Consider the following 25929-nt stretch of genomic DNA (forward strand, 5'->3'; position numbering starts at 1 on the left):
TCTTTTGGCAATAGACTGCCCTTAGACATCACGAAAATCACTCTCATAGTTTTGTTCATAGTAATAAGATCTCTCTTTCACTCTGAAACTTTCAGACTTGTAAGAAAATGCCTGTACATTTGCTTTAAAGTTCTTGCTTTTCAATATCTCTATCGCTTCATTGAGTGAATCTACAGCGATGAAATCTACCCCAGAGATATGACTCAAATAGGGAATAGACTCTTTAGGCACAATCGCTTGCTTGATCAACCCTTGCTCCTTAAGAGATAAGACCAATGGGAAAAGCATGGAACTTGTTTTCACCTTCCCGTCCAATCCGAGTTCACCAAAGACAAAAAGTCCCTCCTCCTCTACTGCACTTTTATGCATGGCAATAAGCAATGCCATAGCCAGATCCAAGTGTGTACCCGACTTCTTTAGATCCGAAGGACTCAAATTGATCGTGATTTTTTCGGTACCTATAAGTCTTATATATATGGACACAAGGAAAAGCCCAATACACGGATACTAATAATTTATACTTTGTCCTCTCTTTGGCTTCCTGAATGTCACTGCTGGCTAAACCTACAACCGTAAATCCTGGAACTCCCTTAAAGGTCGCTTCTACTTCTATCACCTGTGCATTCACACCCTCTAGTGTTGCACAGGTCAATCGATTCACAATAGCCTCTTTTTTAGGTTCTTGTTTATGTTGCTTTTGGGGTGGAGTACCACTATCTATTTTTGCATTCATACACTCATGATGCACTAAATTTGTGAAAATGATTAAAAATATGTCAAATTGTAATATAATTGGGTTTACACACATACAAAGGACAAGCATGGAGTATATTGAGCAGGCATTAATACGTGCCGAAAAAAGTAACTGTAAAAGTGAGACCATTTTTTTTCAAGCACTGAAAGAAGTACTCGAAACGATACAGCCACTCTTAGAAAAACATCCCGAATATCTGCATCAAAATATCATAGATCGTATCATGGTTCCCAACAGAGCGATCCATTTTAAAATAGAATGGATGGACGATGACAATATCATCCATGTCAATAATGGGTACAGGATTCAATTCAACAATGCGTTGGGCCCTTACAAAGGCGGTGTACGGTTCCATCCTTCAGTCAATCCGGATATCCTGAAATTCCTTGCTTTTGAGCAGATCTTTAAAAATGCGATCACGGGACTTCATATAGGAGGCGCAAAGGGTGGTGCTGATTTTGACCCTAAAGGTAAAAGTGATAAAGAGATCATGAAATTCTGTCAGGCTTTTATGTCTGCTTTTTATAACAGTATCGGTGCAGATATCGATATCCTGGGTGGAGATATCGGTGTAGGAGCTAGGGAAGTAGGCTATCTTTTTGGACAGTACAAACAGCTCACGAACTCTTATGACAGTATCATCACCTCCAAGCCCCTTGCTCTGGGGGGGAGTCTAGGACGTACCGAGGCAACAGGATATGGGCTTATCTATTTCACACAAACCTTCCTGGAGGATATGGGAGAGACACTCAAAGGTAAGATCTGTACCATTAGCGGCAGCGGCAATGTTGCGATCCATGCGATAGAAAAACTCTATGAGATCGGCGCCATTCCTGTCACCTGTTCAGATTCCAAAGGTGCAATCCATGACAGTAACGGTATAGACCTTGAACTTTTAAAAAAGATAAAATTGGAGCGAAGAGCTTCACTGGAATATTATGCACTGGAACGAAAAAAAGCCACATATGTGAAAAGAGAAAGCTATACAGAAGGGCGCAGTTTTGTATGGAGTATCCCTTGTTTTGCCGCATTTCCCTGTGCTACCCAAAATGAATTGGGTGAAGGTTCTGCAAAACTGCTCATAGAGAATGATGTGAAGATCGTTGCTGAAGGTGCAAATATGCCTACCACACCTGAAGCGATCGCTCTTTTTGAAGAGAATAATATTCTTTTTGGCCCAGCTAAAGCAGCCAATGCCGGAGGTGTGGCTGTCTCCGTATTGGAGATGAGCCAAAATAGTTCACTCAACTATCTCTCATTTGAAAAAGTAGATCAAAGACTGCAAGACATTATGTCAAATATCTACAGTGACCTCAAGCAAACATGCGATGAGTATAAGCTTGATATGGATCTTGTTTCTGCTGCGAATATCTTAGGATTTCAACGTGTGGCTGATGCGATGATTATGCAGGGAGTATAAAAAAGAAAAGGCCAAATACACTGGCCTTGGCCTACGCCTCTTTTAATCTTCGTTTCCACTCTTTTTCAAATTTCTTTCTTTTTGTAAAAGAGAGTTTTTCAATGAATACCTTACCATCCAAATGGTCTATCTCATGCTGTATAGCAATGGCAAGGAAGTCATCATCTTCTATGATATGATTATTGCCCTCTCTGTCTAGATACGCTACTTTCACATGTTTGGCACGTTCGACTTCTTCATAGATACCCGGAACCGAGAGGCACCCTTCTTGAAACTTTTCGGAACCATCTTTTTCAAGGATGATGGGGTTGATCATCTCTATCGTATTCTCTTTAGGCTGGTCATGTTCTCCATCCGTATTCTCTAAAGGAACGTTGATGATCAGGGCACGTATATCAATACCGACTTGTATGGCTGCGAGGCCTACACCGTTACGGGCACGCATCGTGTCATACATGTCATCAAGAAGATCATGTAATGCACCATCAAAAGACTCTACCTCTTTTGAGACAAGTTTGAGTCTTTTGTCCGGATATACTACTATTTCTCTAACCATACACCGTCTCTATTAGGTAAAACTTTTTGTGAGTACTTTATCTATAAGCCCGTATTCCAATGCTTCCCTGGCTGACATAAAGTTATCTCTCTCTGTATCTTTTTCAATACGTTTGGTTGTTTTACCTGTCTGCTCTGCCAAGATCTCATTGAGTGTATCTTTGAGTCTTTGTATCTCTTGTGCCTGTATCTGGATATCTGTTGACTGCCCTTGAGCACCGCCTGAAGGCTGGTGGATCATAATACGCGCATGTGGCAGCGCATAACGTTTACCTTTTGTACCCGAAGAGAGCAGGAAAGCACCCATAGATGCTGCCTGGCCTATACAGATCGTTACAATATCCGGTTTAATGTAGTTCATCGTATCGAACATCGAAAGTCCAGAAGTAATCACACCTCCTGGAGAGTTAATGTAAAAATAGATATCTTTATCCGGATCCTGTGCTTCAAGAAAAAGAAGTTGTGCCACTACAGTGGAAGCCACTTGATCATTCACTTCACCGCTTAGCATAATGATACGGTCCTTAAGTAACCGTGAATAGATATCGTAAGATCTTTCACCTCTACCGGTCTGTTCTACAACGTATGGAATATAACTCATCTTTTGCCTTTAATAATATATAGTTAAATAGATTTTTATCCACTCAACTATACACTCTATAGGTTAACAGAACAAATAACAACTGATGTTGCTATTTGTTTCTTTTGATTTATTTATCTAAACCTAGCATCTTACCAAAGAGTTTATCTTCGATCATACCCATCTTCACTGCTGGAAGAAGATTGTTCTCTTGGTAGTATTTGATCACTTGTTGTGGATCTTGACCACTCATCATTGCTTCATAGTAAATAGCCTGTGATACTTCTTGATCATCTACAGATACCTCTTCTTTTTTAGCCAGTGCATCTACGATAAATGTCGCTTTTACACTTGCTACTGCATCTGCTCTTACTTCTTCACGAAGTGCTTCGATCTTCTCAGGGTTGTCTTTATAAGAGTTAAGCTCCTCTTCACTCATCTCTCTTGCTTTTGCATTCACTTTTGCATCGATCTCTTGCTCAACAATATTGTTTGGCAATGCAAAGTCGAATTTCTCTACCAATGCTTCAACCAATTTTGGCTTGAGGTCTTCGTTATAGAGTTTAGAAATTTCTGTTGATTCGATCTGTGTTCTTACTCTATCCGTCAACATTTCAAGTGTTGCATTCTCTTCACCTTGAAGTAGTTTTTGTGCCAACTCATCGTTAAGTTCTGCAGGTACCTGCTCTTGAATTTCGTGAAGTTTTACTTTGAACTCTGCTTCTTTTCCTGCAAGATCAGATGACTGATACTCTTTAGGGAACGTCACAGTGATCGTTTTCTCTTCATCATATTTCATTCCAATGATCTGCTCTTCAAATCCAGGGATGAATTGACCTGAACCGATCTTAAGGCTGAATTTCTCAGCTTTACCGCCGTCAAAGGCTACACCATCTACAAAACCTTCAAAGTCGATCACTACCATGTCACCGTCTCTTACCATACGCTTTCTTTTGATCTTCGTATACGGTGCCTGCTGAGCTACGATCTCATCCAATTTCTCTTGGATCGCTTTGTCTGATGCTGTTGGTCTCTCAAAGGCCGGAAGAACATCCATATGACCTTCTGCTTCAAATACCGGTCTAGTAGAGATCTCTACCTCAACATCGATACCAGAATCTGTTTTGTCATATTTCTTAAAAGTAGGCTGACCAAGCATATCTGCAGGATTGATACCAGCTTCTTTCATACCTGCATCAATAAGCTCTCTAAGTACTTCACCTTCAGCATCCTGTGCAAGCTTGTCACCATGGAGTTTTTTCACTACGTGTGCAGGTACTTTACCTTTTCTGAACCCGTCTACTTTCATCTCTTTACCAGCTTGAACAGCCATCTTGTTAATGTTCTCTTCAACAGCACTGTTTTCTATAGTGCCGCTTACGATAATATTTGCGTCGTCTACTTTGTTTACTGTAACTTTCACTACAATCCTTTATATATAATGATGTGATTTTATCTAAATAATGTTGAAATACCAATAAGCGTTAAAATGGTAGGAGGAAAAGAGGTTGTAACCAGAGTTCTCCAGGTTTAGCCTGGAGAACAAAAAAATCATACTATTTATAGGTTCTTTTGATATCTTTTTCTATATTACCTGGAGCAGAGGCTATTTTCATAAACTCCGTCATACTTAAAAGAGGTAACGAGACCGCCAAATAATATTTAGGGTCCAACATCACCGCTTTACCCTCTTTGATCATACTTCTATACGGCAAGATATGTGCATTATGCGCTGCATCTATCTTAAGAAGGAATTTATTTGTTCTGCTTCTTAGGTTGTGCCCGACCAGTGTTGATCCATTAGGAAGTTTAAGAGTGTAAGCTACATATTTGTTCTCTTTGAGTTTTGTTTCCAGGTCTTCACCTTCACCTACTTCGATCGTATCTTCTACATGGGCCATACCCATCATGAACTGATAGTGAGGAAGTTTTAAAAGTTTAAACTCATCTTCTACCGTATAAAGGTCACCGAGTGCTTTTTGAAAAGATTTCAATGTTCCGGAAAACTGACCATAGGTATACTTGTCCTGAAGGTAAGCTGCACCAAAATAGGATGGATTTTGTATGCGTACTTCTTTTTCATTGACAAGTACATTCAGTGTTGCCAGCCAAGTATTTGTAGCCTTGAGCTCATCATTGGTCACTGTGATCACCGTTGAACCTTTGACCGGTGTAGTCGTAGCCAAAATGGAAAAGCCGTTGGCTTTCAATTTTGATTCTACTTTTTCTGTACTTTGTGCTTTTGCAGCATAATATGTGCTTAATACTTCCGGTGCAGGTGCAGAGATATCCAGTTTAGTTCCTTCTGCCTGCAGTGTAGAAAATGCCAATAAGAACGCTAATGCCATTTTGGTAAATTTCATCTATTTCCTTTTTATACTATTTTCTTTAACTTGTCTTTTGTAAGCGCTAGTCTTTACCGAGAGTGACTACTTCAAAGCCCATCTCTTTAAAGGTTTCAACCACTTCTGCATCGATCGCCCTCATATGATCAATACGTTTTTGGTCTTTAAAGTCGAGTGCATTGATCCAGTTATCTACACTTGCATATCCTACGTGAAGTTCATTGGTTCCCTTAGGAACATAGAAATAGACTGAACATGGTGCGAACATACCTGCTTGAGGCATACCTCTATTGAAAATAGAGTTTGAGAATTCAAAGTGGCAAAGCATAGAGACCCAGTAGGCATCATATTTGTCAAATTCCATCTCCATATCGGCATATTCAAATTTAAAATCAATGAATCCCGCAATAACAAAATGATGTTGAGAGAAACGTCCATCATGGTCCATAACAAACTCTTCAACAAATGTCTCTAGGTCATCTGTTCTTTCAAACTTTTTCACCATTCTTGTCAACCCGTTTTTCGGTAACGGCTTTGAATGTTCAAACCTTTTTGATTTTGTAGGCTTCATCTCTTTTTCTACCAATGCATCAAAAGAACCTACCATATCTGTAAATTCTTTCCTTGTCTCTGCATCTTTCTCACCGATGATATCCAGCATGGTATTTGGAGTAAGGTGTCCATACCAGGTGTTGTTATCCTCTTTATCAAGTGTTTTATAGCCAAAGAAGTTGAAAGGGGCATAAGCGCCGAAATCCGGGTTTTTAAGCAAAAGCGGTCTCAGTGCCTCTATATTTACAAGACCATAGAAAGAGATCATCTCCAAAGTCTTCTCATTAAACATGTTTTGCCAATGTACTTGTATATTTCTATTCGCTTGTACGACAGAATAACCAATGGTATTGATCTTTTTGATCAATGAATCCAATTGAACTGCCTGATTACCTTCATTCCCCCAAAGTTCTGCTGTTAATTTTGTTTCTGCCGCATTGGAAGGCACATCCGCCTGTGCCAGTCCAAAAAGCATCAAAAATGCCAATATCACTCTCTTTAATTTCATACGTCTTCCTTATCGTGTTCAATAGAATCTCTTATGGTAATAAAAGTTGTATTAATATGTGATTAACCATAAAATAAACTGAACTTCATAAAAATGTTTGCTGGGATACCCTATTATATAATGATGGTACAAGCGTTGATTTTCTTTCTCTTGATTCTGGGCGTACAAAGCAACACATGCTATAATCCCATCATGTATAGAAAAACCCACCAAACCATCCAAGAGTGGTACCAGCAAAGCGGAAGACTGGACCTCCCCTGGCGTAACACAGATGAAGCATATTATATCTACCTCTCGGAAGTGATGCTTCAACAGACACAGGTCAAAACCGTATTGGAGAGATACTACATCCCTTTTATTGAACGTTTTCCCAGCCTAAAAAGTTTAGGGGAAGCACCTTTGGATGATGTATTGAAGATGTGGGAAGGGCTTGGCTACTACAATCGTGCCAAAAACCTACACAAGACTGCCACACTTGTAGATGAACTGCCAAGTGATATAGAGGAACTCATCAAACTTCCAGGTATCGGTAAAAATACTGCCCATGCCGTTGCTGCCTTTGCCTTTCACCAACCTGTTCCTATCATGGAAGCCAATGTCAAACGTATACTGTGCCGTCTGCATCAACTCATCAAGCCCACAGAGAAAAGACTCTGGGAGATCGCTTATGATCTGGTAGACAAAGTCAATCCTTTTGACTATAACCAGGCAATGATGGATATAGGGGCAACGATCTGTCTGCCTAGAAATCCCAAATGTGAGATCTGTCCTCTTAGTGATATCTGTAAAGGAAAAGAAGAGCCTGAACGCTATCCTGAAAAAAAGAAACGTATGGTACCGACCAGAGAACAAAACATCCTTATCCGTATCTATGAAGATAAACTCTCACTGACACAAAGAGAGGGTAAATTCCTACATGGCCTCTGGGGCTTTGAATCTGTGAAGATCCCGGAGTGTGCCTCTGAATATCTTGGTGAAGTCACCCATGTTTATACACACTTTAAACTCAACTGTAAAGTCTATCTCTATTATGAACATACGCCTGAACACTCTGACTATTTTAGTGTCGATGAGATACAAAAACTCGCTATCTCCAAAGTAGATGAGAAGATTGTTAAATTGTTTTTAGCTACAATGTGAAAAATATCTCATTAGGTACTATCATGAATAAAGAAGAAGAATTTGAACAGGCTGTGACCAAAGTCCTTGAACTTTTAGGAGAAGACCCTACACGGGAAGGTTTACTTAAAACACCAAGCCGTGTTGCCAAAGCACTCCAATTCCTGACAGAGGGTTACCAGCAGGACCCCAAAGAGATACTGAATCAAGCACTCTTCAGCACAAGTAATGATGAGATGGTACTGGTACGTGATATCGAGTTCTACTCTATGTGTGAACATCACATGCTTCCTATTATAGGACGAGCCCATGTGGCATACATACCTGACGGAAAAGTCGTGGGTCTCTCAAAGATCCCCCGCATCGTCAATGTCTATGCCAGACGTCTGCAGATACAAGAACAGATGACCGAACAGATCGCAGATGCTATTTTGGAAACGATCAAACCTAAAGGTGTAGCAGTAGTCGTACATGCACGCCATATGTGTATGGAGATGAGAGGGGTGCAAAAAATCAATTCAACGACAGTCAGTTCTGCGCTGCGTGGTCTCTTTAAAAGTGATGAGCGTACCAGAAACGAATTTTATAACCTTATCAATACACCTACCCCTTCAAATTTTTAAACCAAAACGGATAGTCTCCGTATTTGGTATTTGTAACTTGCAGATAACATCTATAACATATTCCGTATTTAAACTCTCCTCGTTGTAGATCAGGCAAAAACCATATAAATCAGAGTAAAACTCCCCCTCTTTAACTTAAAATTTATCTTAATTTAAGAATAACAGCGTATTATGCGTAAAACTAATTAGGACTAAAATTGTCTCAATTAAAATGAGTATCATTACAAAAAAAATTTAAATGAAATTGAATGGATTTGGTCCTATTCAAAGGAGAAAATGAATGAAGGTCTATTTAGACAATAATGCAACCACTATCGTTGACCCTCAGGTCTTCGCTGAGATGGAACCTTATTTTGTACAAAGGTATGGTAATCCAAACTCACTGCACATATTTGCAAGTGACACGCATCCTGGTATAAAAGCCGGTATGGAAAGAATCTATGCAGGTATCAATTCTCCTAGAGAGGATTCTGTTATCATCACTTCTTGTGCAACAGAGAGCAATAACTGGGTACTCAAAAGTATCTATTTTGATCAGATTTTGACAGGTAAAAAGAACCATATTATCGTTTCTGAAGTAGAACACCCTTCTGTCATTGCCACTGCGAAGTTTATAGAGAGTATGGGATGCAAGGTGACCTATCTTCCCATCAACAGTGAAGGACTCATAGAAGCCCAGAGTGTAGAAGAGAATATTACAGATAAAACTGCTCTTGTATCAGTGATGTGGGCAAATAATGAAACAGGTGCTATCTTCCCGGTAGAAGAGATAGGTGCTATCTGTAAAAAACACAACGTACCTTTTCATACAGATGCCGTACAAGCTATAGGGAAAATACCTGTAGATGTACAGTCATTTAATGTAGACTACCTTACATTCTCAGCACATAAGTTCCATGGACCTAAGGGTGTAGGTGCCTTGTATATGAAAAAAGGCAAAGAGCTTATGCCTCTACTTCACGGTGGTTCACAAATGGGTGGATACCGTTCAGGTACGCTCAATGTACCTGGTATCGTAGGTATGGGTAAGGCAATGGAACAGGCGATCGATGCGCTTGACTATGAAATGTCAGAGATCAGAAAGATGAGAGATGCTTTTGAAGATGAACTCCTCAAAATAGAAGATACATTCGTCGTCACACCAAGAGAGAAAAGAACACCAAATACCATCCTCATTTCATTCAGAGGTATTGAAGGTGAATCAATGTTATGGGATCTTAGCCGTGCAGGTATCGGTGCAAGTACAGGTTCAGCCTGTGCAAGTGAAGATCTGGAAGCAAACTCAGTGATGGAAGCTATCGGTGCAGCAGAGGATTTGGCACATACGGCTATCCGTTTTTCACTGAGCCGTTACACGACACAGGATGAGTTGGACTACACACTTAAAGTGGTCAACGCAGCGGTGATAAGACTGAGAGGGATCTCAAGTTCATACGCATATGCACCGGCAGGTCATGAGAGCGGATTAGACGCTCATCACCATTAATAGATAGAAAATAAGAAAGGATATATTATGGGTATAGATAGTTTAGTAGGCGGTACCATCTGGGATGAGTACAGCAATAAAGTAACAGATTTAATGAACAACCCGCAAAACATGGGTGAGATCACTGAAGAAGAAGCAAAAGAGATGGGTGCAAGGCTCATCGTTGCCGACTTTGGTGCAGAGAGCTGTGGGGATGCCGTAAGACTTTACTGGGCAGTAGATCCTGAAACAGATAGAATTCTTTCATCTAAGTTCAAAAGTTTTGGTTGTGGTACTGCTATTGCTTCTTCTGATACAATGGCTGAACTCTGTAAAGGCAAAACAGTGGATGAAGCTGTGAAGATCACAAATATCGATGTTGAAAAAGCAATGCGTGATGACGCTGATACCCCGGCAGTGCCACCGCAAAAAATGCACTGTTCTGTTATGGCTTATGATGTGATCAAGAAAGCTGCAGCACAGTATAAAGGTGTAGATATCGAAAGCTTTGAAGAGGAAGTAATCGTGTGTGAATGTGCACGTGTCACACTCTCTACACTTCAAGAAGTGATCCGTCTTAATGACCTTACTACAGTGGAACAGATCACAGATTACACAAAAGCAGGTGCATTTTGTAAATCATGTATCAAACCTGGTGGACACGAGGAAAAAGATGTCTATCTTGTAGACCTGTTAGAAGAGTATGAAAAGGAAAAAATCGCTGCTGGTGCAACGCTTGGTAATGAAGGTGGTCCTGCTGCTGATTTTGCTAAAATGACTATCGTTCAGCGTATCAAAGCAGTCGATAAAGTAGTCGATGAAAATATCAGACAAATGCTTGTGATGGACGGCGGTGACATGGAGATCCTTGACATCAAAGAGAACGGTGCGAACTTTGACATTTACATCCGTTATTTAGGTGCATGTTCTGGTTGTGCAAGTTCAAGTACAGGTACACTTTTCGCTATAGAAAACATTTTAAAAGAGAAACTAGACGAAAACATCAGAGTTTTACCAATTTAATCTCTCTCCATTAACATACCTAAGGCTTTTTGCCTTAGGTTCATCTAATAACATTATCAATAATTTTAAATCTCACTTCAATTGATTAAAAAATATACAGAAATATGTATATTTATTGAATGACCTAGGTTATACTTATCTTATCCATAGTATTTATCCCTAATCTATGGGCGTTAAAACAGATACATTACAATTTTTTTTATTGTAATCTCCTTTTTGAATACACACTCCACCTATCTGTTTTAACGTTTTTTATCATTTGGATCTTTACTAATTCAATCTAGAAAATAAAACATCATGTGACGATTTTATCTACCATTAGTTGTAAAGTAACCCTTCCCCGAAAATGATTTTCAGTGACTGTATAGACGATATCAACTTTAGTACCCGTTTCAAATACTTCCCGTGTCTTGAATTTCACTCCCTGCATCACGACACCATCCTGGGCAAAAGAAAAACGTATGTGTTCTCCCTCTTTACCCATAGTGTCTGCCTGAAGAATCTCCACATTGCTACTGACAAATTTAGGTGTAGCATTTCCCTGTCCGTAAGGTTCATACTTCTTCATGAGGGATGTCAACTCAAAAGAGATAGCAGAAAAATGCAGATTTCCTACAATATCCGGGTCAAACAGTTCTTTCACATAAGCACCTTCTTTAAAATTTCTCTCTACTTCCATTTTAAAGGTTTCTAAGCTCTCTTCTTTTAAAGAGAGACCAATGGCTGCTTGATGACCTCCGAACTTCTCTAAATGCATTCTAGCACCATCTACAATAGCAAAGAGATCACACTCTCCAAAACTTCTACCACTCCCTTTCAGTAATCCCTCTTCACTTTGAGTCAGTATGATACAAGGTTTTTCACATGCCCGTGCCACCCTTGCCGCTACGATACCTACCACGCCTTCATGCCACGCTTCACCAACCACAATCGCCACTTTGTCATCCTGTTCCACTTGGGTCATGGCTTTTTGTGTAATATCATGTTCGGTAGCTTTTCTAAGGGTATTAAATTCTATAAGACGTTCCAATCTTACTCTAGCATCATAGATATTAGTCGAAGTGAGAAAATCTACGGCAAAAGAGGCATCTTCCATCCGCCCTGCACTATTCAGTAACGGTGCAAGAAAGAATCCTATATCTTCTGATGTGATCATCTCTTTTTGACTGTGTTCAAGAAAAGCTCTGATCGCAGGCCGTTTACTCTGATTGAGCGCTTTGATCCCTGCAAGAACCATTGCACGGTTAATATGCTGCAGTGGCATCATATCTGCAATAATAGCAATAGAGACCAATTCCATATATGCCATCATGTCAATTTTAATCTCAAGTGCATTTTTAAGTGAGGCAATAAGATACCATGCAATTTGAGCACCACACACATCTTTATAAGGAAAAGTACATGTTTCTTGTTTTTGGTTTATGATGGCATAAGCTTCTGGTACTTCAGGCGCTAAAAGATGATGATCTGTAATAATAAGATCTATACCCTCTTCTTTACAAAGTTGGGCTGCATAGACAGCTGAAATACCGTTATCCACTGTCAGTGCCAGATCTGTACCGATTATACGAGGTATGATATTTGCAGAGAGCCCATATCCATCTTTAAACCGGTTTGGTATGATCCACTCTATAGGATAACCGATTTCATCGAAAAAAAGTTTCATCAAAGTGGTAGAGGTGACGCCATCGACATCATAGTCACCGATAATGGTTATTTTTTCTCTATTTTTAATGGCATCAACGATACGTTCTGTTGCTCTATCCATATCTTTAAACAAAGAAGGTTTAGGTAGATCCCGCAAAGAGAGGAAACCCTCTTCAAAGCGCATAGTTAAAAGTGTTTCTAACCCTGTGAGTGTTAATGGGCGAACCATCTATTTTTTATGTTGAAGTGCTGCATTGACAAAAGCCAAGATCGATGGATTGGCATTTTGGAGTCTAGAAGTAAATTCCGGGTGGAACTGTACACCTAAGAACCATGGGTGATCTTTTACTTCTACTGCTTCTATCAGTCCGTCAGATTCACCTGTAATTTCCATACCCTTTGCCTCTAACGCTTCTCTATATTTAGGGTTTGCTTCATACCGGTGTCTATGTCTTTCATAAATCACTTTAGAACCATAAGCTGCTCTAAGATTTGAACCCTCTTTTGTTTCACATTCATATTCACCAAGACGCATGGTCCCACCCATTGGAGATGTCGTAGTTCTTACCTGTTTTGAACCACTCGCATCTATGAATTCATCGATAAGATAAATAATAGGATTTGGGGTATTCTCATCAAATTCTACAGACGTTGCATCGTTTATACCCAGTACATTTCTGGCAAATTCTACCATTGCCAGTTGCATACCAAGGCAAATACCTAAAAATGGTATTTTATTTTCTCTTGCATATTGAATGGCCTGAATTTTACCTTCTACACCACGTCCGCCAAAACCACCTGCAACCAAAATACCGTCACAGTCACTCAAATATTTTTGCGCACCGTCATCTTCAACCTTCTCACTGTCCACCCATTTGATCTCTACTTTTGTATCAAGATGTGCACCTGCATGAATAAGGGCTTCTGTTAAAGACTTATAAGACTCTTTAAGATCCAGGTATTTACCTACAAATGCAATTTTCATACTGTCACTAGGCATAATGATCTTATGTACCAGATCTCTCCATTTATCCATGTTAGGCTGGCAATCATGTAGATCCAATTGTTTACAAATAGGTGTTAATATATCTTGATCTAAAAAGTTTAAAGGTACTTGATAAATCGTAGGTGCATCAGCAGCAACGATTACAGAATCTTCATCTACATCACAAGAGTAGGCTATTTTTCGTTTAATTTCAGTAGAAACTGGCACTTCAGCACGGAGTACCAACATATGCGGTGCAATTCCTATGCGTCTAAGTTCCTGTACAGAATGCTGTGTCGGCTTGGTTTTAAGCTCTCCTGCAGCTTTGATATAAGGTAAAAGCGTGACGTGTATATTCATCACCTGCGTTTTACCAAATTCATGTTTCATTTGTCTGATCGTTTCTAAAAACGGTAAACCTTCGATATCACCTGTTGTACCACCCAGTTCAACAATGAGAATATCTTTATTTTCGCCTGCTTTAACGATACGATCTTTAATTTCGTTTACAATATGAGGAACCACTTGGATCGTTTTTCCAAGATATTTTCCTTTACGTTCATTTTCAATAACCGTTTTGTAAACAAGACCTGTGGTAAAGTTATTGTTTTGTGTCAATGAAGTATCTAAAAATCTTTCATAATGACCAAGATCAAGGTCTGTTTCTGCACCATCTTTGGTAACAAAAACCTCACCATGTTCCAAAGGAGACATAGTACCAGGGTCAACATTGATATAGGGATCGAGTTTTAGTACGCCTACACGTTGTCCTGTATGTTTTAATAATGTTCCTATACTTGCAGCAGTAATACCTTTTCCTAAAGATGAAAGTACACCACCTGTAACAAAAATATATTTTGTTTTATTTTCACTCATATAACGCTGTTCCTTTTATGCTACGATTGGCATGATGATTGTAATAAAATTATCGTCTTTAACAATAAACGGCAGTGAAGGTTCATTGAATTCAATAGTAAATTCATTCTTATTGACTTGTGAAATAAAATCTAAGATATATCTACTATTGAATGAGAGTTCAAATTTATCATTGAGACCTGTATTGATCTCTAATTCTGTTTTAGCTTCTACATTATCTGCACTCAAAGAGTTAAAAATAATAGTATCAGATAAAAGTGTCATTTTTATTTCTTGTGAAATGGTTGTGATCATTTTTATAGCATCAACCATTTCTTTTTTAGGTAGTGTAATTTGATGTTTTGTTGTAGCAGGGATGATACGTTGATAATCCGGGAATTTTCCATTGATCAATCTTGTATAGAAATAATAGTTTTCATTTGAAATAATAAGGTTTGTTTCATCAAAGAAGATATCGATTTGATCTAAAAAGAGTTTTTGAATTTCCAAAATAGCTTTTTTAGGCACAATTAAAGAGAGGGCTTCATTATTATTTCCTGGTATGGTTGCAATGGCCAATCTTCTAGTATCGGTACCTACTAGATCTGTGCCGTCATTTTTTATATTGATCAAAGCACCATTGAGTTCAAATTTTGGATTGTTCGTGTCTATTGCAGGAGAGATCTTTTTAAGATTTTGAATCAAATTTAGAGAATCCAGAGAAATTTGAGGTTTATCATTTATATTAGGGAATGATGGATAAGAGTTAGCATCAAATGTCGGTAGTTTAAATTTAGAATGTTTTTGTTTGATAATGAGTGTATTGTCTAAAAGTTCTAAGGTAATTTCATCATCTTTAAGTATACGTATAATATCCAGGAGTTTTTTACCGTGTGCAGTAAATGCTCCTTCTGCTTCTATATTAATATTATCAGTAACAATTTGTAAACCTATTTCAGAATCGGTGGCTTTAATAATACACTTATTGTCTTGTGTTGAAAATAGTATATGTGAGGTTATTTGACTTGCATCTTTTTTCTCTAAAAAAGGTTGTAAATTAATGAGTATAGATTCTATAATTTGTTTTTGTGCTCTTATCTTCATTGACTCTCCTTATTTTTAATAAAATTAGTAGGTAGTAGTAGTACGACATGAATATGTGAAAAACTACTTTAATCGCTGGCGTGACCGTTGTTTAATTGAATGTCTAACTCTTTTTGAACATTCACATTTATTCACTTTTAAAATTATATCTTTTTTTTATTCAAGTTTTCTATGATGAAATAGTGTTTATATGTCATTACTTTGTGTATGGGTATTTACTTTGTTGGAGAGTTCTTCTAAAATTACTTTAAAATTTTCATCACTCTCTATAAGTTCATTGATTTTTTTCATAGCATGTGAAATGGCTGTATGGTCCTTCATACCAAAATATACGGCTATTTGAGGCATAGAATTAGGGGTCAGGTTTCTAGCTAAATAGATCGCAATTCTTCTTGCATTTACCACATTTTTGGTACGTTTTTTAGATTTCATATCTGAAGGTTTGATATTGAGTTCTTTTGAAATAATTTTTACTATTTCATCTATGGTAATGTTCTCTTTTTTCTCTTTAAGCTGGTCTTTGATGGCATTTTGTGCAAAATCAAGAGTGATCTCCTGGTTAAGCATGGAAGACAATGCGTTCAGTTTGATGATGGTTCCTTCGATTTCACGTATATTGTCACCCATGTGCGTAGCGATGTAATTGACGATTTCATTATCCAGTGATATACCGTCAAGTTCACATTTTTTTTGTATGATGGCAATTTTAGTCTCCAGTCCAGGTGGTTGTATATCTGCAAGGAGTCCCATTTCAAAACGGGTTCTTAGTCTATCGACAAGTCCGGCGATCTTATTGGGTTGTCTGTCTGAAGTTATGACAATTTGTTTATTATTGTTATAGAGTTCATTAAACGTGTGAAAAAATTCTTCTTGTGTCTGTTCTTTTCTGCTTAGAAATTGTATATCATCTATCAAAAGTAGATCACACTCTCTAAACTTTTCTCTAAATCTATCCATGGTCTGGGAACGTAGATGTGAAGTGAAAGAGTTCATGAATTGTTCTAATGTTGTATAGATAACAGTTTTTCCCAGATCTATATGATAATTACCTATGGCTTGAAGAAGATGTGTCTTCCCCAGCCCTACACCACCATAAAGAAAAAGAGGGTTATAAAGTTTACCAGGTTTTTCTGCTACGGATTTTGCTGTGGTATAGGCAAATTGGTTAGAGTCCCCTACAATAAAACTTTCGAAGGTCAAAGAGGGGTTGAGATAGGTACTTTTCGAATGACTTTTTTCACTTGTATGTTTTGTAACTGGTGTTGAACGTTGGTCTTTTTGTTTGCCTACGGTGATTTCTATTTCCGGTTTGACTTCGTTCTGCAGTTCAAAAAGATGCATGAGCTTATCAGTATATTTACTTTTGATCCATTTTGCAATGATCATATTAGGCGCATTAAAATAGGCAATATTACTTCGGGAACGTTTGGTATCATAAGTAAGGTTTTTAATATATCGTTCATATTCTACTTCAGTGATCTCTTTTTTCAGTTCAAAAAGTACTTTTTGTCCTATATTCATCCGTTCATGCCTTTAATATTTTTAAATGTGTGAATAGATTTTCACAGTTTTCAAGCGTTAAAATTCTGTATGTGAATAACTTATGATATTTTAGCCAACTTAAGCTAAAATAGCGTCATTAAACAGAGTTGAATAATTTTATTCACTATGTGAACAAAGGTGTGAATGAATATTTTAGGAATAGACCCCGGAAGCCGTAATTTAGGGTACTGTATCATATTTTGGGATGGAAAAAAGTTTTCACTGGTTGAAGCAGGTTTACTTAAAATCAAAGCAAAAGAGTTACAAGAGCAGATCATTGAGCTTGTAGAAGGCATTGACGTCATTTTAAAGGCACATAAAGTAGATGAAGTGGCCATAGAAGATATCTTTTTTGCCTATAATCCCAAGTCTGTTTTAAAGCTTGCACAATTCAGGGGAGCACTTTCATTAAAAATACTCCAGGAGATAGGTTATTTCTATGAATATACGCCATTACAGGTCAAAAAAGCAGTCACTGGAAATGGAAAAGCTGATAAAGAACAAGTCGCTTTTATGGTAAAAAGACTTTTTGGCATTAAAAAGGAGATCAAACCCTTGGATATTACAGATGCAATGGCTATTGCATTGACACATCTGCAAAGGGTAAAACTACGAAAAAAATCTAGTTAGAAAGCGGTTGTGCATTTTTCTTTACAGATATCATACGTTTTTCAGGTATGGTAAATGTAGACTTTTTGTTCCCTTCTACGGACTCTTCAATGATCTTATCATACAAATAGATATCATTTTTGAAATAGGCCAATCCATTCTCTTCGTAGACAGTAAAGTATAGGATATGCACAGGGATCTGTTTTTTCAGATAGATAGTTGTAGGCTCATTACTTGCGAGTATTTCATCAATTTTGTTTTGAGAATAGTTTTTCCATGTATGTTCAAGCAGCATATCTACAAGATCAAAAGGTTTTTCTACACGCATACAACCGGAACTATAGATCTTATAACGACGGGATAGCAATGATTTATTGTCTGTATCATGTAGATAGACGGCATATTTATTTGGGAACATGAATTTTACGCGTCCAAGTGCATTTGTTTCACCTGGAAACTGCACAATACGGTAAGGCACAGGTTTTTCACTCTTTTCATAGGGATCCAGCATCTCTTGGGTGATATTTATTTCTTTATTCCCTTGAAATACATGCATATTATTCTCTTCGAGATACATAGGGTTATCTCTCAGTACAGGGATCAGATCTCTTTTGATAAGATTATCAGGTATGGTCCATGTCGGATTGAGTACCATATAGCTTATCGCATTGGAGAAAAGCGGTGTCGGTCTGTCTATACGTCCTACGACAATACCTTTTTTCATGACCTTCTTTTGATCTTTATAATACCGAAGATTAAAATCGGGTATATTCACTTCAATATGTTCATCTTCAAATTGTTTTGGATAGAGTTTTGTTTTATCCAGATTTGTAATGATGGCCTGTATATTACTTTTTGCAGGAAGATTAAGATAGTAGGTTGTTGTTCTGTCCACCATGCCTGTTACTTTGATCAGGTAACGCTTTTGGTAGGTCATGACTGCTCTTTTAAGTGTTTCATCAAATTTACTGTCAATAGGTGCATTTTTAGGATAATCACCAGTGATCTGCAATCGTCTCTTTATCTCTTCGACACGACTGGAACTATCACCCAGTTTCAACGTTTCATTACTATATTTTATCTTTGGAAATTTATCCATCACACGATAATCATTAAGAAGTTTGACAAGTTTTCTGTATCGTTTTTCCATAGGAAGAAGAGAAGTTAGATACTCATAGATAGTGTCATTCTCTATAGCAGAGATCAGTCCGTTAAGATCTGGAAATGCTTTAGGTTCCATTTCCCATCTAGCAGTAATATCATCACTTTGTTCAAGGGTGTTCAGTTTTTTCTGTACAAGGTTCCAGTCTACATCACCCTGAACGATAAATCTTACTAAACGTACGAATGAGCTGGTCAATACAAGGTCAAGTTTTGCATAGGCAGAGGTTTGTTTTACCTGGCTGATCTCTCCATTGTCAAGCTGGTAAAAGAGATGTTTGATGGATCTTTGATCAAACGATTTATTTTTATAGTTAAAAAGAGGGTCATTGAGCGCCTGTATCAGGTGACTTGTTTTTATTCTGTTTTTATTTCCTATCCATAAAGGCTTATTGCCAGTTTGGGTATAAATCTCTTGAATGATAGGTCTGTTTTGACCAGCGATACGTGTTTGAACACCTTTTTGGATATGTGTGGTGATGTTCTCCATTGAAAGTATCTCCCCATGAAGAGGATTGAGTGTAAATAGCAAAAATATCAGTAGTGTTAAAAAACGCAAAAAAGTGCTCCAAAATTTAAAGTATAAAGTCATTCATGAAAACGTATTATAGTGAAATTTAGTGTAAGTTCAATTGTAGCAAGAAAGGGTAAATAGAGTGAAGATTTTTATGTGGCCAAGCCCCTTAAGGCTTAGCATTATTTTAGAATTTATAGGTAAATCCTATATTGATAGAATCAGCTAGAACATCTTGGTTTGGTAATGCACCATCAAATCCTGTATCATCATAGAGATTTGTGTAGTCCACGAATACATCTATATTCTTAACCACTTCATAGCTGGCACCAAGTCCCCACTGAAAACCTGATTCAGACAAGTTTTGTCCGCCATCATAGTCTACCTGCCCGTACCCAAGCAATCCGTAAAGTGTAATACCACCCATTGGATACATAGGTTTAAGATAGATAGCTGTATTCTCAAGACAATCGGTAAGTCCGCTATATCTACCTTCCACACCAATATATTGGTTAAAGTTGTACCCTGCCAGTAAAAGTACTGCGTCACCATTTGCTTCATCACTATTGTCAGGATCCAAGTTCATATAGGAATAACCTAAACCTGCATAAAATGAGCCTGTAGATTCTTCTACCATTGGAGTTTCTACTACTGGCTCAACCGGTGCAATATCTCCACCCGCCGTTGCGAATGTACTCATTGCCAACAACGCTACTAATGAAAGATTGAATTTTTTCATTTTACACTCCTTGTATCATTGTAATTCTCATTAAAATTTATTATATTCTTATATTATATTAAATGTCAATTAAATTCTTGTAAATATATTTTTAAAAGACAATCTTTATATTATTTGTCTTTATAGTTTTTATCGATGAGTTTTAGATATTTTACAGGGGTGACTGCTTTCATCGCTTCAGCCAGCCATTGTATCTGGAACCAAGCTGCACCGGAATCCCTGAGGTCAAAATAGTTTTTAAGACTTCTGATATTAAAGGTGACCACCATGTCCACTTTCCAGTTATCTGAGACAATGTGTTTAAAGCCATCTCCCACGTTTCTTTTTTTCTTTCCGTTTTCCAATGCTTTAAAGAGTGTGGCGGCATTGCCTCTGTTCTCTTCTATAAAAGGTATAGAAGATTTTGCCACAGCATTGTTTATGAAATCACTGTCTCTTTGATATTGAAAATGTAATTTGTCATAGATCGCTCTGATCTCGATGTGCAGATACTCTTTGTCTGTTATGACGAAAAGGTTTAAAGTGAGAAGTGTTTCAAAAAAGAATTCAAAACCGTCCTCTGCCTCAAGTGAAGCTACAAAAGCATTGATAACGCTTGACATGGTGTAGCGTGTACTTCTTACAGAAATGGCTTGGAGTCTGTGTCTTGCATGCTCCTGCAGCACACCTCGTGAAGTTCCCTGTATCAAATAACTCAAAGTCGCATGTTCGATGATGGAGTGATGGTGATGTACCCATGCAAGACTTGAAAGAAGATCTGAATCATCGATGTTATTGATGGCATTCGTATCCAAATGATCCATTGCATTTTTTACACATGAATTTTCACTGTTTTCGAAACTGTCATAACATGTTCTTGCTGCGATCTCTGCAACACCAAGGCCAGATTGTTGTAAAAGCGTAACTTTAGGTTTTTCATACGCTATGTGATACATTTCCATTGTTTCCATGGGGAGACTCCATCATATATTTAGATACAATTATATCACTATAAATTTAGAGCTATATAAGGATTAGACTGTGAGACCCGATGAACGATTTTTTAGTTTCGAAAAAGATTTTAGAGACCCTTTTGCAAGAGACAGGGATAGAGTGCTGCATTGTAGTTCTTTCAGACGTTTAGAGTATAAAACACAGGTTTTTTTAAATCATGAAGGTGACTACTTTCGTACACGCTTGACCCATTCACTTGAGGTAAGCCAGATAGCCAGAACACTTTCACGTATGCTGGACCTTAATGAGACTCTTGCGGAAGTGATCGCACTTTCACATGATCTGGGACATACGCCGTTCGGGCATGTGGGCGGAGACGAGTTAGATAAACTTTTAAAGGCAGATGGCAGGCCATTAGGCTTTGAACACAATTTTCAGTCATTCAGGGTTTTGACCAAACTGGAAAAACGTTACAAAGAGTTTGACGGACTTAATCTTACATTTGCCACGCTAGAAGGGGTACTTAAGCATTCCTATCCCTATAAAAAACCTTTTTTGGAGGGACTGGACCCCCATTTTGATTTAGAAAAACACCCTTCTCTTGAAGCAATGGTAGTGGATCATGCAGATGAGATAGCCTACACATCACATGACATAGATGACGGTATCAAATACGGGCTCATTTCGTTTGATGACCTGTTAAAAGATGCGCTTTGTTTAAGGGTGGATGAAGTGGTACAAAAGGAGGGCGTTACAAGAGAAGAGAAACTCTATAGACACCGATTTGTAGCAGGACTTATTAAGCTGCTTGTAGAAGATTTTATAGAGACTTCAAAAGAGGGTGCAAAACAATATCGGCAAGAGACACCGATCTGTGTGACCATCGATGCGCAAGAGGAGTTACCTGTAGGATTTTCAAAAGAGACAGGAACACAGCTTAAAAAACTCAAAAAACTGCTATATCAGAAACTCTATAAACACCAAAAAATTGTACGAAAAATGCACGCAGGGAAACAGTGTATACAAGGACTCTATAAGGCATTCACAGAAGATACAGATCTGCTTCCTCCCTATCAAAAAGAACTTTTTGATGTACGTATTAAAGAGCGGGTTATTGCAGATTATATCGCAGCGATGACGGACCGTTATGCGATGAAAACCTACCATGAAGTATACGGATTTTCACTGTAGAAAAGGTAGATATCTGTATAGCGATAGAACAGAACATTGAGTCAAATGAGATAATTTTTTATATTAAAATCTCTTATATAGCAATTTTTGGGTATAATTCGCGAAAATTACACATAGGGCACAAAGCCTTATTTTAGGACATTTTATGCAAAAGATTAAAAACATCGCGGTTATTGCGCACGTTGACCATGGTAAAACTACACTTGTAGATCAATTACTTCAACAATCAGGAACCTATGCTGCACACCAAGAGGTGCAAGAAAGAGCAATGGACTCTAATGATATCGAAAAAGAAAGAGGAATTACGATTCTTTCAAAAAACACGGCGATCACTTACGGTGACCATAAGATCAATATTATCGACACTCCGGGTCACGCTGATTTCGGTGGTGAAGTTGAGCGTGTACTTAAGATGGTAGATGGCGTATTGATGCTTGTGGATGCACAAGAAGGTGCAATGCCACAAACAAAATTCGTTTTGAAAAAAGCAGTTGAACTTGGACTTATTCCCGTTGTTGTGATCAACAAGATCGATAAAGACGGAGCAGACCCTGAAAGAGTACTTGACGAAATGTTCGACCTTCTTGTTGCACTTGATGCCAATGAAGAGCAACTTGAATTCCCTGTACTGTATGCAGCAGCCAGAGATGGGTATGCAAAATGGGAAATGGAAGATGAAAACAAAGATATGACACCACTTTTCGAAGCGATTTTAGATAAAGTACCATATCCGCAAGGCTCACCTGACAATGATACACAGGCTCAGGTATTTACCCTTGACTCAGACAACTTTGTTGGACGTATCGGTATTACACGTATCTTCAACGGTAAAGTGAAAAAAGGTGATGAGTATCTTCTTGTTAAAGCAGATGGTTCTAAATCAAAATCCAGAGTCTCTAAGCTTATCGGATTTAAAGGACTTGATCGTATCGAGATTCAAGAAGCTGAAGCAGGTGATATCGTAGCGATCGCAGGATTTGCTGACATTGATGTGGGTGATTCTATCTGTGATCCTGTAAATCCAGTAGCACTCGACCCTATGCACGTGGAAGAGCCGACACTTTCAGTTATTATGTCTGTCAATGATGGTCCTTTGGCAGGTACAGAAGGAAAACATGTTACGTCTAACAAGATCCGTGAAAGACTTGAAAAAGAGATGGAAACAAACATCGCTATGCGTATGGAGCCTACAGGTGAAGCATCATTCAAAGTATCAGGTCGTGGTGAACTACAGATCGGTATTTTGGCTGAAAATATGAGAAGAGAAGGATTTGAATTCCTTCTTGCACGTCCGGAAGTTGTTGTGAAAGAAGAAGAGGGTGTGAAAATGGAGCCATTTGAGCACTTGGTTGTCGATGTTCCTGAAGAGTTTCAGGGTGTTGCCATCGAAAAACTCGGTAAAAGAAAAGCAGAAATGACTTCACTTACCCCTATGCCAGATGGTACGGTAAGGATTGAGTTTGAGATCCCTGCACGTGGACTTATCGGATTTAGAAATGAATTTTTGACAGATACTAAGGGTGAAGGTATCATGAACCACTCTTACTTAGAGTACAGACCTTATTCTGGAACTGTTGTTAGTAGAACACCGGGTGCATTGGTTTCTATGGATAACGGTGAAGCCGTAGCCTTCTCTATCTTTAACCTTCAAGCACGTGGTGTGATGTTCATTAAACCGCAAGATAAAGTATACTCGGGTATGGTAATCGGTGAATCTGCAAGACCAGGAGATTTGGATGTGAACCCACTTAAAGGAAAGCAGCTTACAAATATGAGAACTTCGGGTGCTGATGATGCCATCAAGCTTGTACCACCAAGACCTATTACACTTGAAAGCGCAATGGAATGGATAGAAGATGATGAACTTATCGAAATTACTCCTGTCTCTATCAGAATCAGAAAGAAATATTTGGATGAGAATATCCGAAAGAGAATGGCAAGAGACAAAAAGAACGCAAAATAGTTTTTCCCTTTTGTTCCATCTTCAAAAAGCATGCGGGTCATATATACTGATTCGTATGCTCCTTTACCACATTAGAAACTTTCAAACAAATTTAACACAGAATATATGTTTTTTATATTCAAGTTTTCCTTCTTTATTTAAAGAGTTTATAAAGTATTAGTAATAAAACAGCAAAAATAAAACTATATTTTGCCGCCAATAAACTAAAAAATGATTCTTGTGTCTGTAGATAGAAATTTTCCTCCTCTTCACTTCGTTCTTGTTTGGGTTTTTGAGAAATAATTTTATATCTTTCTTTTTCATTACGGCTAAGTATGCTAAATTTTTTATATCTATTCATGGAATTAAGTAACATAAAAAAGCTCAATACAAATAGTATGAAAATGACAATGGCAGTTTGTTGAATAAGCATTAGAATACATACTAAAAAGAACATCATTACAGATACTGTTAGCTCCAATTTATTTTTTTTCAAAAATTCTTTTTTAAACATTTTTTCCTCCTCTCATCCCACTCACCCAGGCAAAGTGAAAATTAAATCCTCCCCTGTCTCCATCAACATCGAGTATCTCTCCTGCAAAATAGAGATTTTTTACAAGTTTTGATTCCATCGTTTCCGGATTGATTTCAGTGGTATTGACACCGCCTGTGGCGACTTCTGCCCCTTTGAAACCTTTGGTATCGTTTATGGAGAGCTTGAGATTTTTAAGGGTGTAGACCAGCTTACTGACCTCTTTTCTGTTTAAGTCCTTTTCCTGTTTGATTTTACATTTTGACTGTTCCAAAAGGATAGAGATGAGTTTTTTGTTGATGACACCGTGAAGCCATAGTTCTATAGGTTTTTCATTTCCTTCTTTGATGCGATTTAGCAGTAGGTTGGTAAGCTTTTCTTTGCTTAGTTCTGGCATGAGGTCCAAACTGAGCTCACAATAGTCATAATTTGCCAGCCTTGTACTGACCTCTCGGCTAAGATCTAGAATGGCCAACCCGCTGATGCCATAATTTGTGAAGAGCAGATCACCTTTTTTCTCTGTGATGTACTCTCCATTTGCATAGAGTTTCGTTATCCCAGCCACTTTTACTCCTGCACAGGTTTTCACCCATGTTTCATCCGAACAGAGTTGTACAAGAGCAGGGTGACGCGGTATGAGAGTGTGGCCCATTTTTGTGGCAAAGGCATATCCGGAGTTTGAGCCTCCGAGTTGCGGTGCGGCAGGCGAACCTGATGCCAAAAGGAGTTTCTTACAACGCTTTGTGCCATGGGATGTCTCTACAGTAAAAATTTCCTCTTCTTTGCTTATGGATGTGACTGCAGAGTCACAGAGTATCTCTACACCTGCTTTTTCAGCTTCATACTCAAGTATTTCAACCACGGAACTCGCTTGCAATGACATAGGAAACATTTTTCCTTCTTTCCCTTCGATGAGTTCAAGCCCCAGGGATGTGAAAAACTTTTCTACGACTTGAAAGTCATATCCTTTCAACACGCTATCTATAAAATCAGGGTTCTCTCCATGAAAGCGATGTGAAGTGATATATCTGTTGCCTATGTTGCATTTTCCGTTACCAGAAACAAGTATTTTTTTGCCGATTTTGGTATTTTGTTCCAGAAGGAGTACCTTCTGTCCTGTTCTTGCAGAAGTGATGGCAGCGACTAGTCCTGCAGCCCCCGCTCCTACAACGATCATATCCACCATTTTCATCCTTTAACCCGAACTATGCTGGATTATAACCTATAATCT

Annotated in this window: 24 protein-coding genes; 8 read left to right on the forward strand and 16 right to left on the reverse strand. The window is 38.2% G+C overall.

Annotated features, from left to right (window positions below):
- Positions 1 to 21 precede the first annotated feature (21 nt).
- Together PF327_RS11460 and PF327_RS11465 are read right to left on the reverse strand one after the other, a co-directional pair.
- Positions 22 to 435 (reverse strand): magnesium chelatase domain-containing protein, encoded by a 414-nt coding sequence (locus tag PF327_RS11460; RefSeq protein WP_353049166.1) that lies wholly within the window; start codon positions 433 to 435, stop codon positions 22 to 24.
- Entirely contained in the window at positions 362 to 661 is a 300-nt protein-coding gene (locus PF327_RS11465; RefSeq protein ID WP_353049167.1) for a hypothetical protein, read from the reverse strand. The genes PF327_RS11460 and PF327_RS11465 overlap by 74 nt, the downstream gene beginning before the upstream one ends.
- 160 nt (positions 662 to 821) lie before the next feature.
- Here PF327_RS11465 and gdhA point away from each other — a divergent pair, with 160 nt between their 5' ends.
- Entirely contained in the window at positions 822 to 2174 is a 1353-nt protein-coding gene (gene gdhA / locus PF327_RS07390) for an NADP-specific glutamate dehydrogenase (protein ID WP_289401957.1), read from the forward strand.
- Between the two features lie 31 nt (positions 2175 to 2205).
- On the opposite strand, the gene def is transcribed toward gdhA, so the two are convergent.
- The 5 genes from def to PF327_RS07415 form a co-directional block, all read right to left on the reverse strand.
- Positions 2206 to 2730, reverse strand: a complete 525-nt coding sequence (gene def, locus PF327_RS07395; RefSeq protein WP_289401958.1) for a peptide deformylase — start codon at positions 2728 to 2730, stop codon at positions 2206 to 2208.
- Between the two features lie 12 nt (positions 2731 to 2742).
- The gene (gene clpP, locus PF327_RS07400; protein WP_008245082.1) at positions 2743 to 3330 is read right to left on the reverse strand and encodes an ATP-dependent Clp endopeptidase proteolytic subunit ClpP; all 588 of its coding nucleotides are present in this window, start codon (positions 3328 to 3330) and stop codon (positions 2743 to 2745) included.
- A 109-nt stretch (positions 3331 to 3439) separates the two neighbouring features.
- The gene (tig, locus tag PF327_RS07405) at positions 3440 to 4732 is read right to left on the reverse strand and encodes a trigger factor (RefSeq protein ID WP_289401959.1); all 1293 of its coding nucleotides are present in this window, start codon (positions 4730 to 4732) and stop codon (positions 3440 to 3442) included.
- A gap of 133 nt (positions 4733 to 4865) precedes the next feature.
- Entirely contained in the window at positions 4866 to 5672 is an 807-nt protein-coding gene (locus PF327_RS07410) for a hypothetical protein (protein WP_289401960.1), read from the reverse strand.
- A 46-nt stretch (positions 5673 to 5718) separates the two neighbouring features.
- A complete protein-coding gene (locus PF327_RS07415; protein WP_289401961.1) occupies positions 5719 to 6714 on the reverse strand; it encodes a hypothetical protein in 996 nt (331 codons plus the stop codon).
- 192 nt (positions 6715 to 6906) lie between these two features.
- Here PF327_RS07415 and PF327_RS07420 point away from each other — a divergent pair, with 192 nt between their 5' ends.
- From PF327_RS07420 to PF327_RS07435, 4 genes are all read left to right on the forward strand, one after another.
- Positions 6907 to 7854: an A/G-specific adenine glycosylase gene (locus PF327_RS07420; RefSeq protein ID WP_289401962.1), complete on the forward strand. Its 948-nt coding sequence runs from the start codon at positions 6907 to 6909 to the stop codon at positions 7852 to 7854.
- 23 nt (positions 7855 to 7877) lie between these two features.
- Positions 7878 to 8456 carry a GTP cyclohydrolase I FolE gene (folE, locus tag PF327_RS07425; protein ID WP_008245055.1) on the forward strand — a complete coding sequence of 193 codons (579 nt, stop codon included), beginning with the start codon at positions 7878 to 7880 and terminating at the stop codon, positions 8454 to 8456.
- A 280-nt stretch (positions 8457 to 8736) separates the two neighbouring features.
- A complete protein-coding gene (locus PF327_RS07430) occupies positions 8737 to 9942 on the forward strand; it encodes a NifS family cysteine desulfurase (protein ID WP_289401965.1) in 1206 nt (401 codons plus the stop codon).
- A 27-nt stretch (positions 9943 to 9969) separates the two neighbouring features.
- On the forward strand, positions 9970 to 10944 hold the full coding sequence (locus PF327_RS07435) for an iron-sulfur cluster assembly scaffold protein (RefSeq protein ID WP_289401967.1): 975 nt from the start codon (positions 9970 to 9972) through the stop codon (positions 10942 to 10944).
- A 295-nt stretch (positions 10945 to 11239) separates the two neighbouring features.
- On the opposite strand, the gene recJ is transcribed toward PF327_RS07435, so the two are convergent.
- The 4 genes from recJ to dnaA form a co-directional block, all read right to left on the reverse strand.
- Positions 11240 to 12820, reverse strand: a complete 1581-nt coding sequence (gene recJ, locus PF327_RS07440; protein WP_289401969.1) for a single-stranded-DNA-specific exonuclease RecJ — start codon at positions 12818 to 12820, stop codon at positions 11240 to 11242.
- A complete protein-coding gene (gene pyrG, locus PF327_RS07445; protein ID WP_008245051.1) occupies positions 12821 to 14452 on the reverse strand; it encodes a CTP synthase in 1632 nt (543 codons plus the stop codon).
- A 15-nt stretch (positions 14453 to 14467) separates the two neighbouring features.
- Positions 14468 to 15535, reverse strand: coding sequence for a DNA polymerase III subunit beta (dnaN, locus tag PF327_RS07450; protein WP_289401972.1), 1068 nt, complete (start codon positions 15533 to 15535; stop codon positions 14468 to 14470).
- 186 nt (positions 15536 to 15721) lie between these two features.
- Positions 15722 to 17056 carry a chromosomal replication initiator protein DnaA gene (gene dnaA, locus PF327_RS07455; RefSeq protein ID WP_289401974.1) on the reverse strand — a complete coding sequence of 445 codons (1335 nt, stop codon included), beginning with the start codon at positions 17054 to 17056 and terminating at the stop codon, positions 15722 to 15724.
- A gap of 165 nt (positions 17057 to 17221) precedes the next feature.
- On the opposite strand from dnaA, the gene ruvC reads away from it, so the two are divergent.
- Positions 17222 to 17707 carry a crossover junction endodeoxyribonuclease RuvC gene (ruvC, locus tag PF327_RS07460; RefSeq protein WP_008245046.1) on the forward strand — a complete coding sequence of 162 codons (486 nt, stop codon included), beginning with the start codon at positions 17222 to 17224 and terminating at the stop codon, positions 17705 to 17707.
- On the opposite strand, the gene PF327_RS07465 is transcribed toward ruvC, so the two are convergent.
- The 3 genes from PF327_RS07465 to PF327_RS07475 form a co-directional block, all read right to left on the reverse strand.
- Positions 17700 to 19406: a L,D-transpeptidase family protein gene (locus PF327_RS07465; RefSeq protein ID WP_289401976.1), complete on the reverse strand. Its 1707-nt coding sequence runs from the start codon at positions 19404 to 19406 to the stop codon at positions 17700 to 17702. The two genes, ruvC and PF327_RS07465, sit on opposite strands and share 8 nt — an antisense overlap.
- Before the next feature lie 142 nt (positions 19407 to 19548).
- Positions 19549 to 20100: a porin family protein gene (locus PF327_RS07470; protein ID WP_289401978.1), complete on the reverse strand. Its 552-nt coding sequence runs from the start codon at positions 20098 to 20100 to the stop codon at positions 19549 to 19551.
- A gap of 110 nt (positions 20101 to 20210) precedes the next feature.
- Positions 20211 to 21050, reverse strand: a complete 840-nt coding sequence (locus PF327_RS07475) for an FAD-dependent thymidylate synthase (protein ID WP_289401979.1) — start codon at positions 21048 to 21050, stop codon at positions 20211 to 20213.
- Positions 21051 to 21120: 70 nt separating this feature from the next.
- Here PF327_RS07475 and PF327_RS07480 point away from each other — a divergent pair, with 70 nt between their 5' ends.
- On the forward strand, positions 21121 to 22224 hold the full coding sequence (locus PF327_RS07480) for a deoxyguanosinetriphosphate triphosphohydrolase (protein WP_289401980.1): 1104 nt from the start codon (positions 21121 to 21123) through the stop codon (positions 22222 to 22224).
- Between the two features lie 145 nt (positions 22225 to 22369).
- Positions 22370 to 24187: a translational GTPase TypA gene (typA, locus tag PF327_RS07485; protein ID WP_008245037.1), complete on the forward strand. Its 1818-nt coding sequence runs from the start codon at positions 22370 to 22372 to the stop codon at positions 24185 to 24187.
- Positions 24188 to 24320: 133 nt separating this feature from the next.
- Here the strand turns inward: typA and PF327_RS07490 are convergent, their stop codons facing one another.
- Both PF327_RS07490 and PF327_RS07495 read right to left on the reverse strand, forming a co-directional pair.
- Entirely contained in the window at positions 24321 to 24680 is a 360-nt protein-coding gene (locus PF327_RS07490; protein WP_289401981.1) for a hypothetical protein, read from the reverse strand.
- Positions 24673 to 25884 carry a BaiN/RdsA family NAD(P)/FAD-dependent oxidoreductase gene (locus PF327_RS07495; protein WP_289401982.1) on the reverse strand — a complete coding sequence of 404 codons (1212 nt, stop codon included), beginning with the start codon at positions 25882 to 25884 and terminating at the stop codon, positions 24673 to 24675. The genes PF327_RS07490 and PF327_RS07495 overlap by 8 nt, the downstream gene beginning before the upstream one ends.
- Positions 25885 to 25929 lie beyond the last annotated feature (45 nt).

This window comes from Sulfurovum xiamenensis (assembly GCF_030347995.1).
GTDB classification, from domain to species: domain Bacteria; phylum Campylobacterota; class Campylobacteria; order Campylobacterales; family Sulfurovaceae; genus Sulfurovum; species Sulfurovum xiamenensis.

Excerpts from the sequence above, each read along its gene's own strand:
- gdhA (WP_289401957.1), top strand. The coding sequence starts at position 822 with ATGGAGTATATTGAGCAGGCATTAATACGTGCCGAAAAAAGTAACTGT.
- PF327_RS07495 (WP_289401982.1), bottom strand. The coding sequence starts at position 25,884 with ATGGTGGATATGATCGTTGTAGGAGCGGGGGCTGCAGGACTAGTCGCT.
- PF327_RS07420 (WP_289401962.1), top strand. The coding sequence starts at position 6,907 with ATGTATAGAAAAACCCACCAAACCATCCAAGAGTGGTACCAGCAAAGC.
- folE (WP_008245055.1), top strand. The coding sequence starts at position 7,878 with ATGAATAAAGAAGAAGAATTTGAACAGGCTGTGACCAAAGTCCTTGAA.
- pyrG (WP_008245051.1), bottom strand. The coding sequence starts at position 14,452 with ATGAGTGAAAATAAAACAAAATATATTTTTGTTACAGGTGGTGTACTT.
- ruvC (WP_008245046.1), top strand. The coding sequence starts at position 17,222 with ATGAATATTTTAGGAATAGACCCCGGAAGCCGTAATTTAGGGTACTGT.
- PF327_RS07410 (WP_289401960.1), bottom strand. The coding sequence starts at position 5,672 with ATGAAATTTACCAAAATGGCATTAGCGTTCTTATTGGCATTTTCTACA.
- PF327_RS07475 (WP_289401979.1), bottom strand. The coding sequence starts at position 21,050 with ATGGAAACAATGGAAATGTATCACATAGCGTATGAAAAACCTAAAGTT.
- typA (WP_008245037.1), top strand. The coding sequence starts at position 22,370 with ATGCAAAAGATTAAAAACATCGCGGTTATTGCGCACGTTGACCATGGT.
- PF327_RS07415 (WP_289401961.1), bottom strand. The coding sequence starts at position 6,714 with ATGAAATTAAAGAGAGTGATATTGGCATTTTTGATGCTTTTTGGACTG.
- dnaA (WP_289401974.1), bottom strand. The coding sequence starts at position 17,056 with ATGAATATAGGACAAAAAGTACTTTTTGAACTGAAAAAAGAGATCACT.
- clpP (WP_008245082.1), bottom strand. The coding sequence starts at position 3,330 with ATGAGTTATATTCCATACGTTGTAGAACAGACCGGTAGAGGTGAAAGA.
- PF327_RS07470 (WP_289401978.1), bottom strand. The coding sequence starts at position 20,100 with ATGAAAAAATTCAATCTTTCATTAGTAGCGTTGTTGGCAATGAGTACA.
- def (WP_289401958.1), bottom strand. The coding sequence starts at position 2,730 with ATGGTTAGAGAAATAGTAGTATATCCGGACAAAAGACTCAAACTTGTC.
- PF327_RS07435 (WP_289401967.1), top strand. The coding sequence starts at position 9,970 with ATGGGTATAGATAGTTTAGTAGGCGGTACCATCTGGGATGAGTACAGC.
- PF327_RS07490 (WP_289401981.1), bottom strand. The coding sequence starts at position 24,680 with ATGTTTAAAAAAGAATTTTTGAAAAAAAATAAATTGGAGCTAACAGTA.
- recJ (WP_289401969.1), bottom strand. The coding sequence starts at position 12,820 with ATGGTTCGCCCATTAACACTCACAGGGTTAGAAACACTTTTAACTATG.
- PF327_RS07430 (WP_289401965.1), top strand. The coding sequence starts at position 8,737 with ATGAAGGTCTATTTAGACAATAATGCAACCACTATCGTTGACCCTCAG.
- dnaN (WP_289401972.1), bottom strand. The coding sequence starts at position 15,535 with ATGAAGATAAGAGCACAAAAACAAATTATAGAATCTATACTCATTAAT.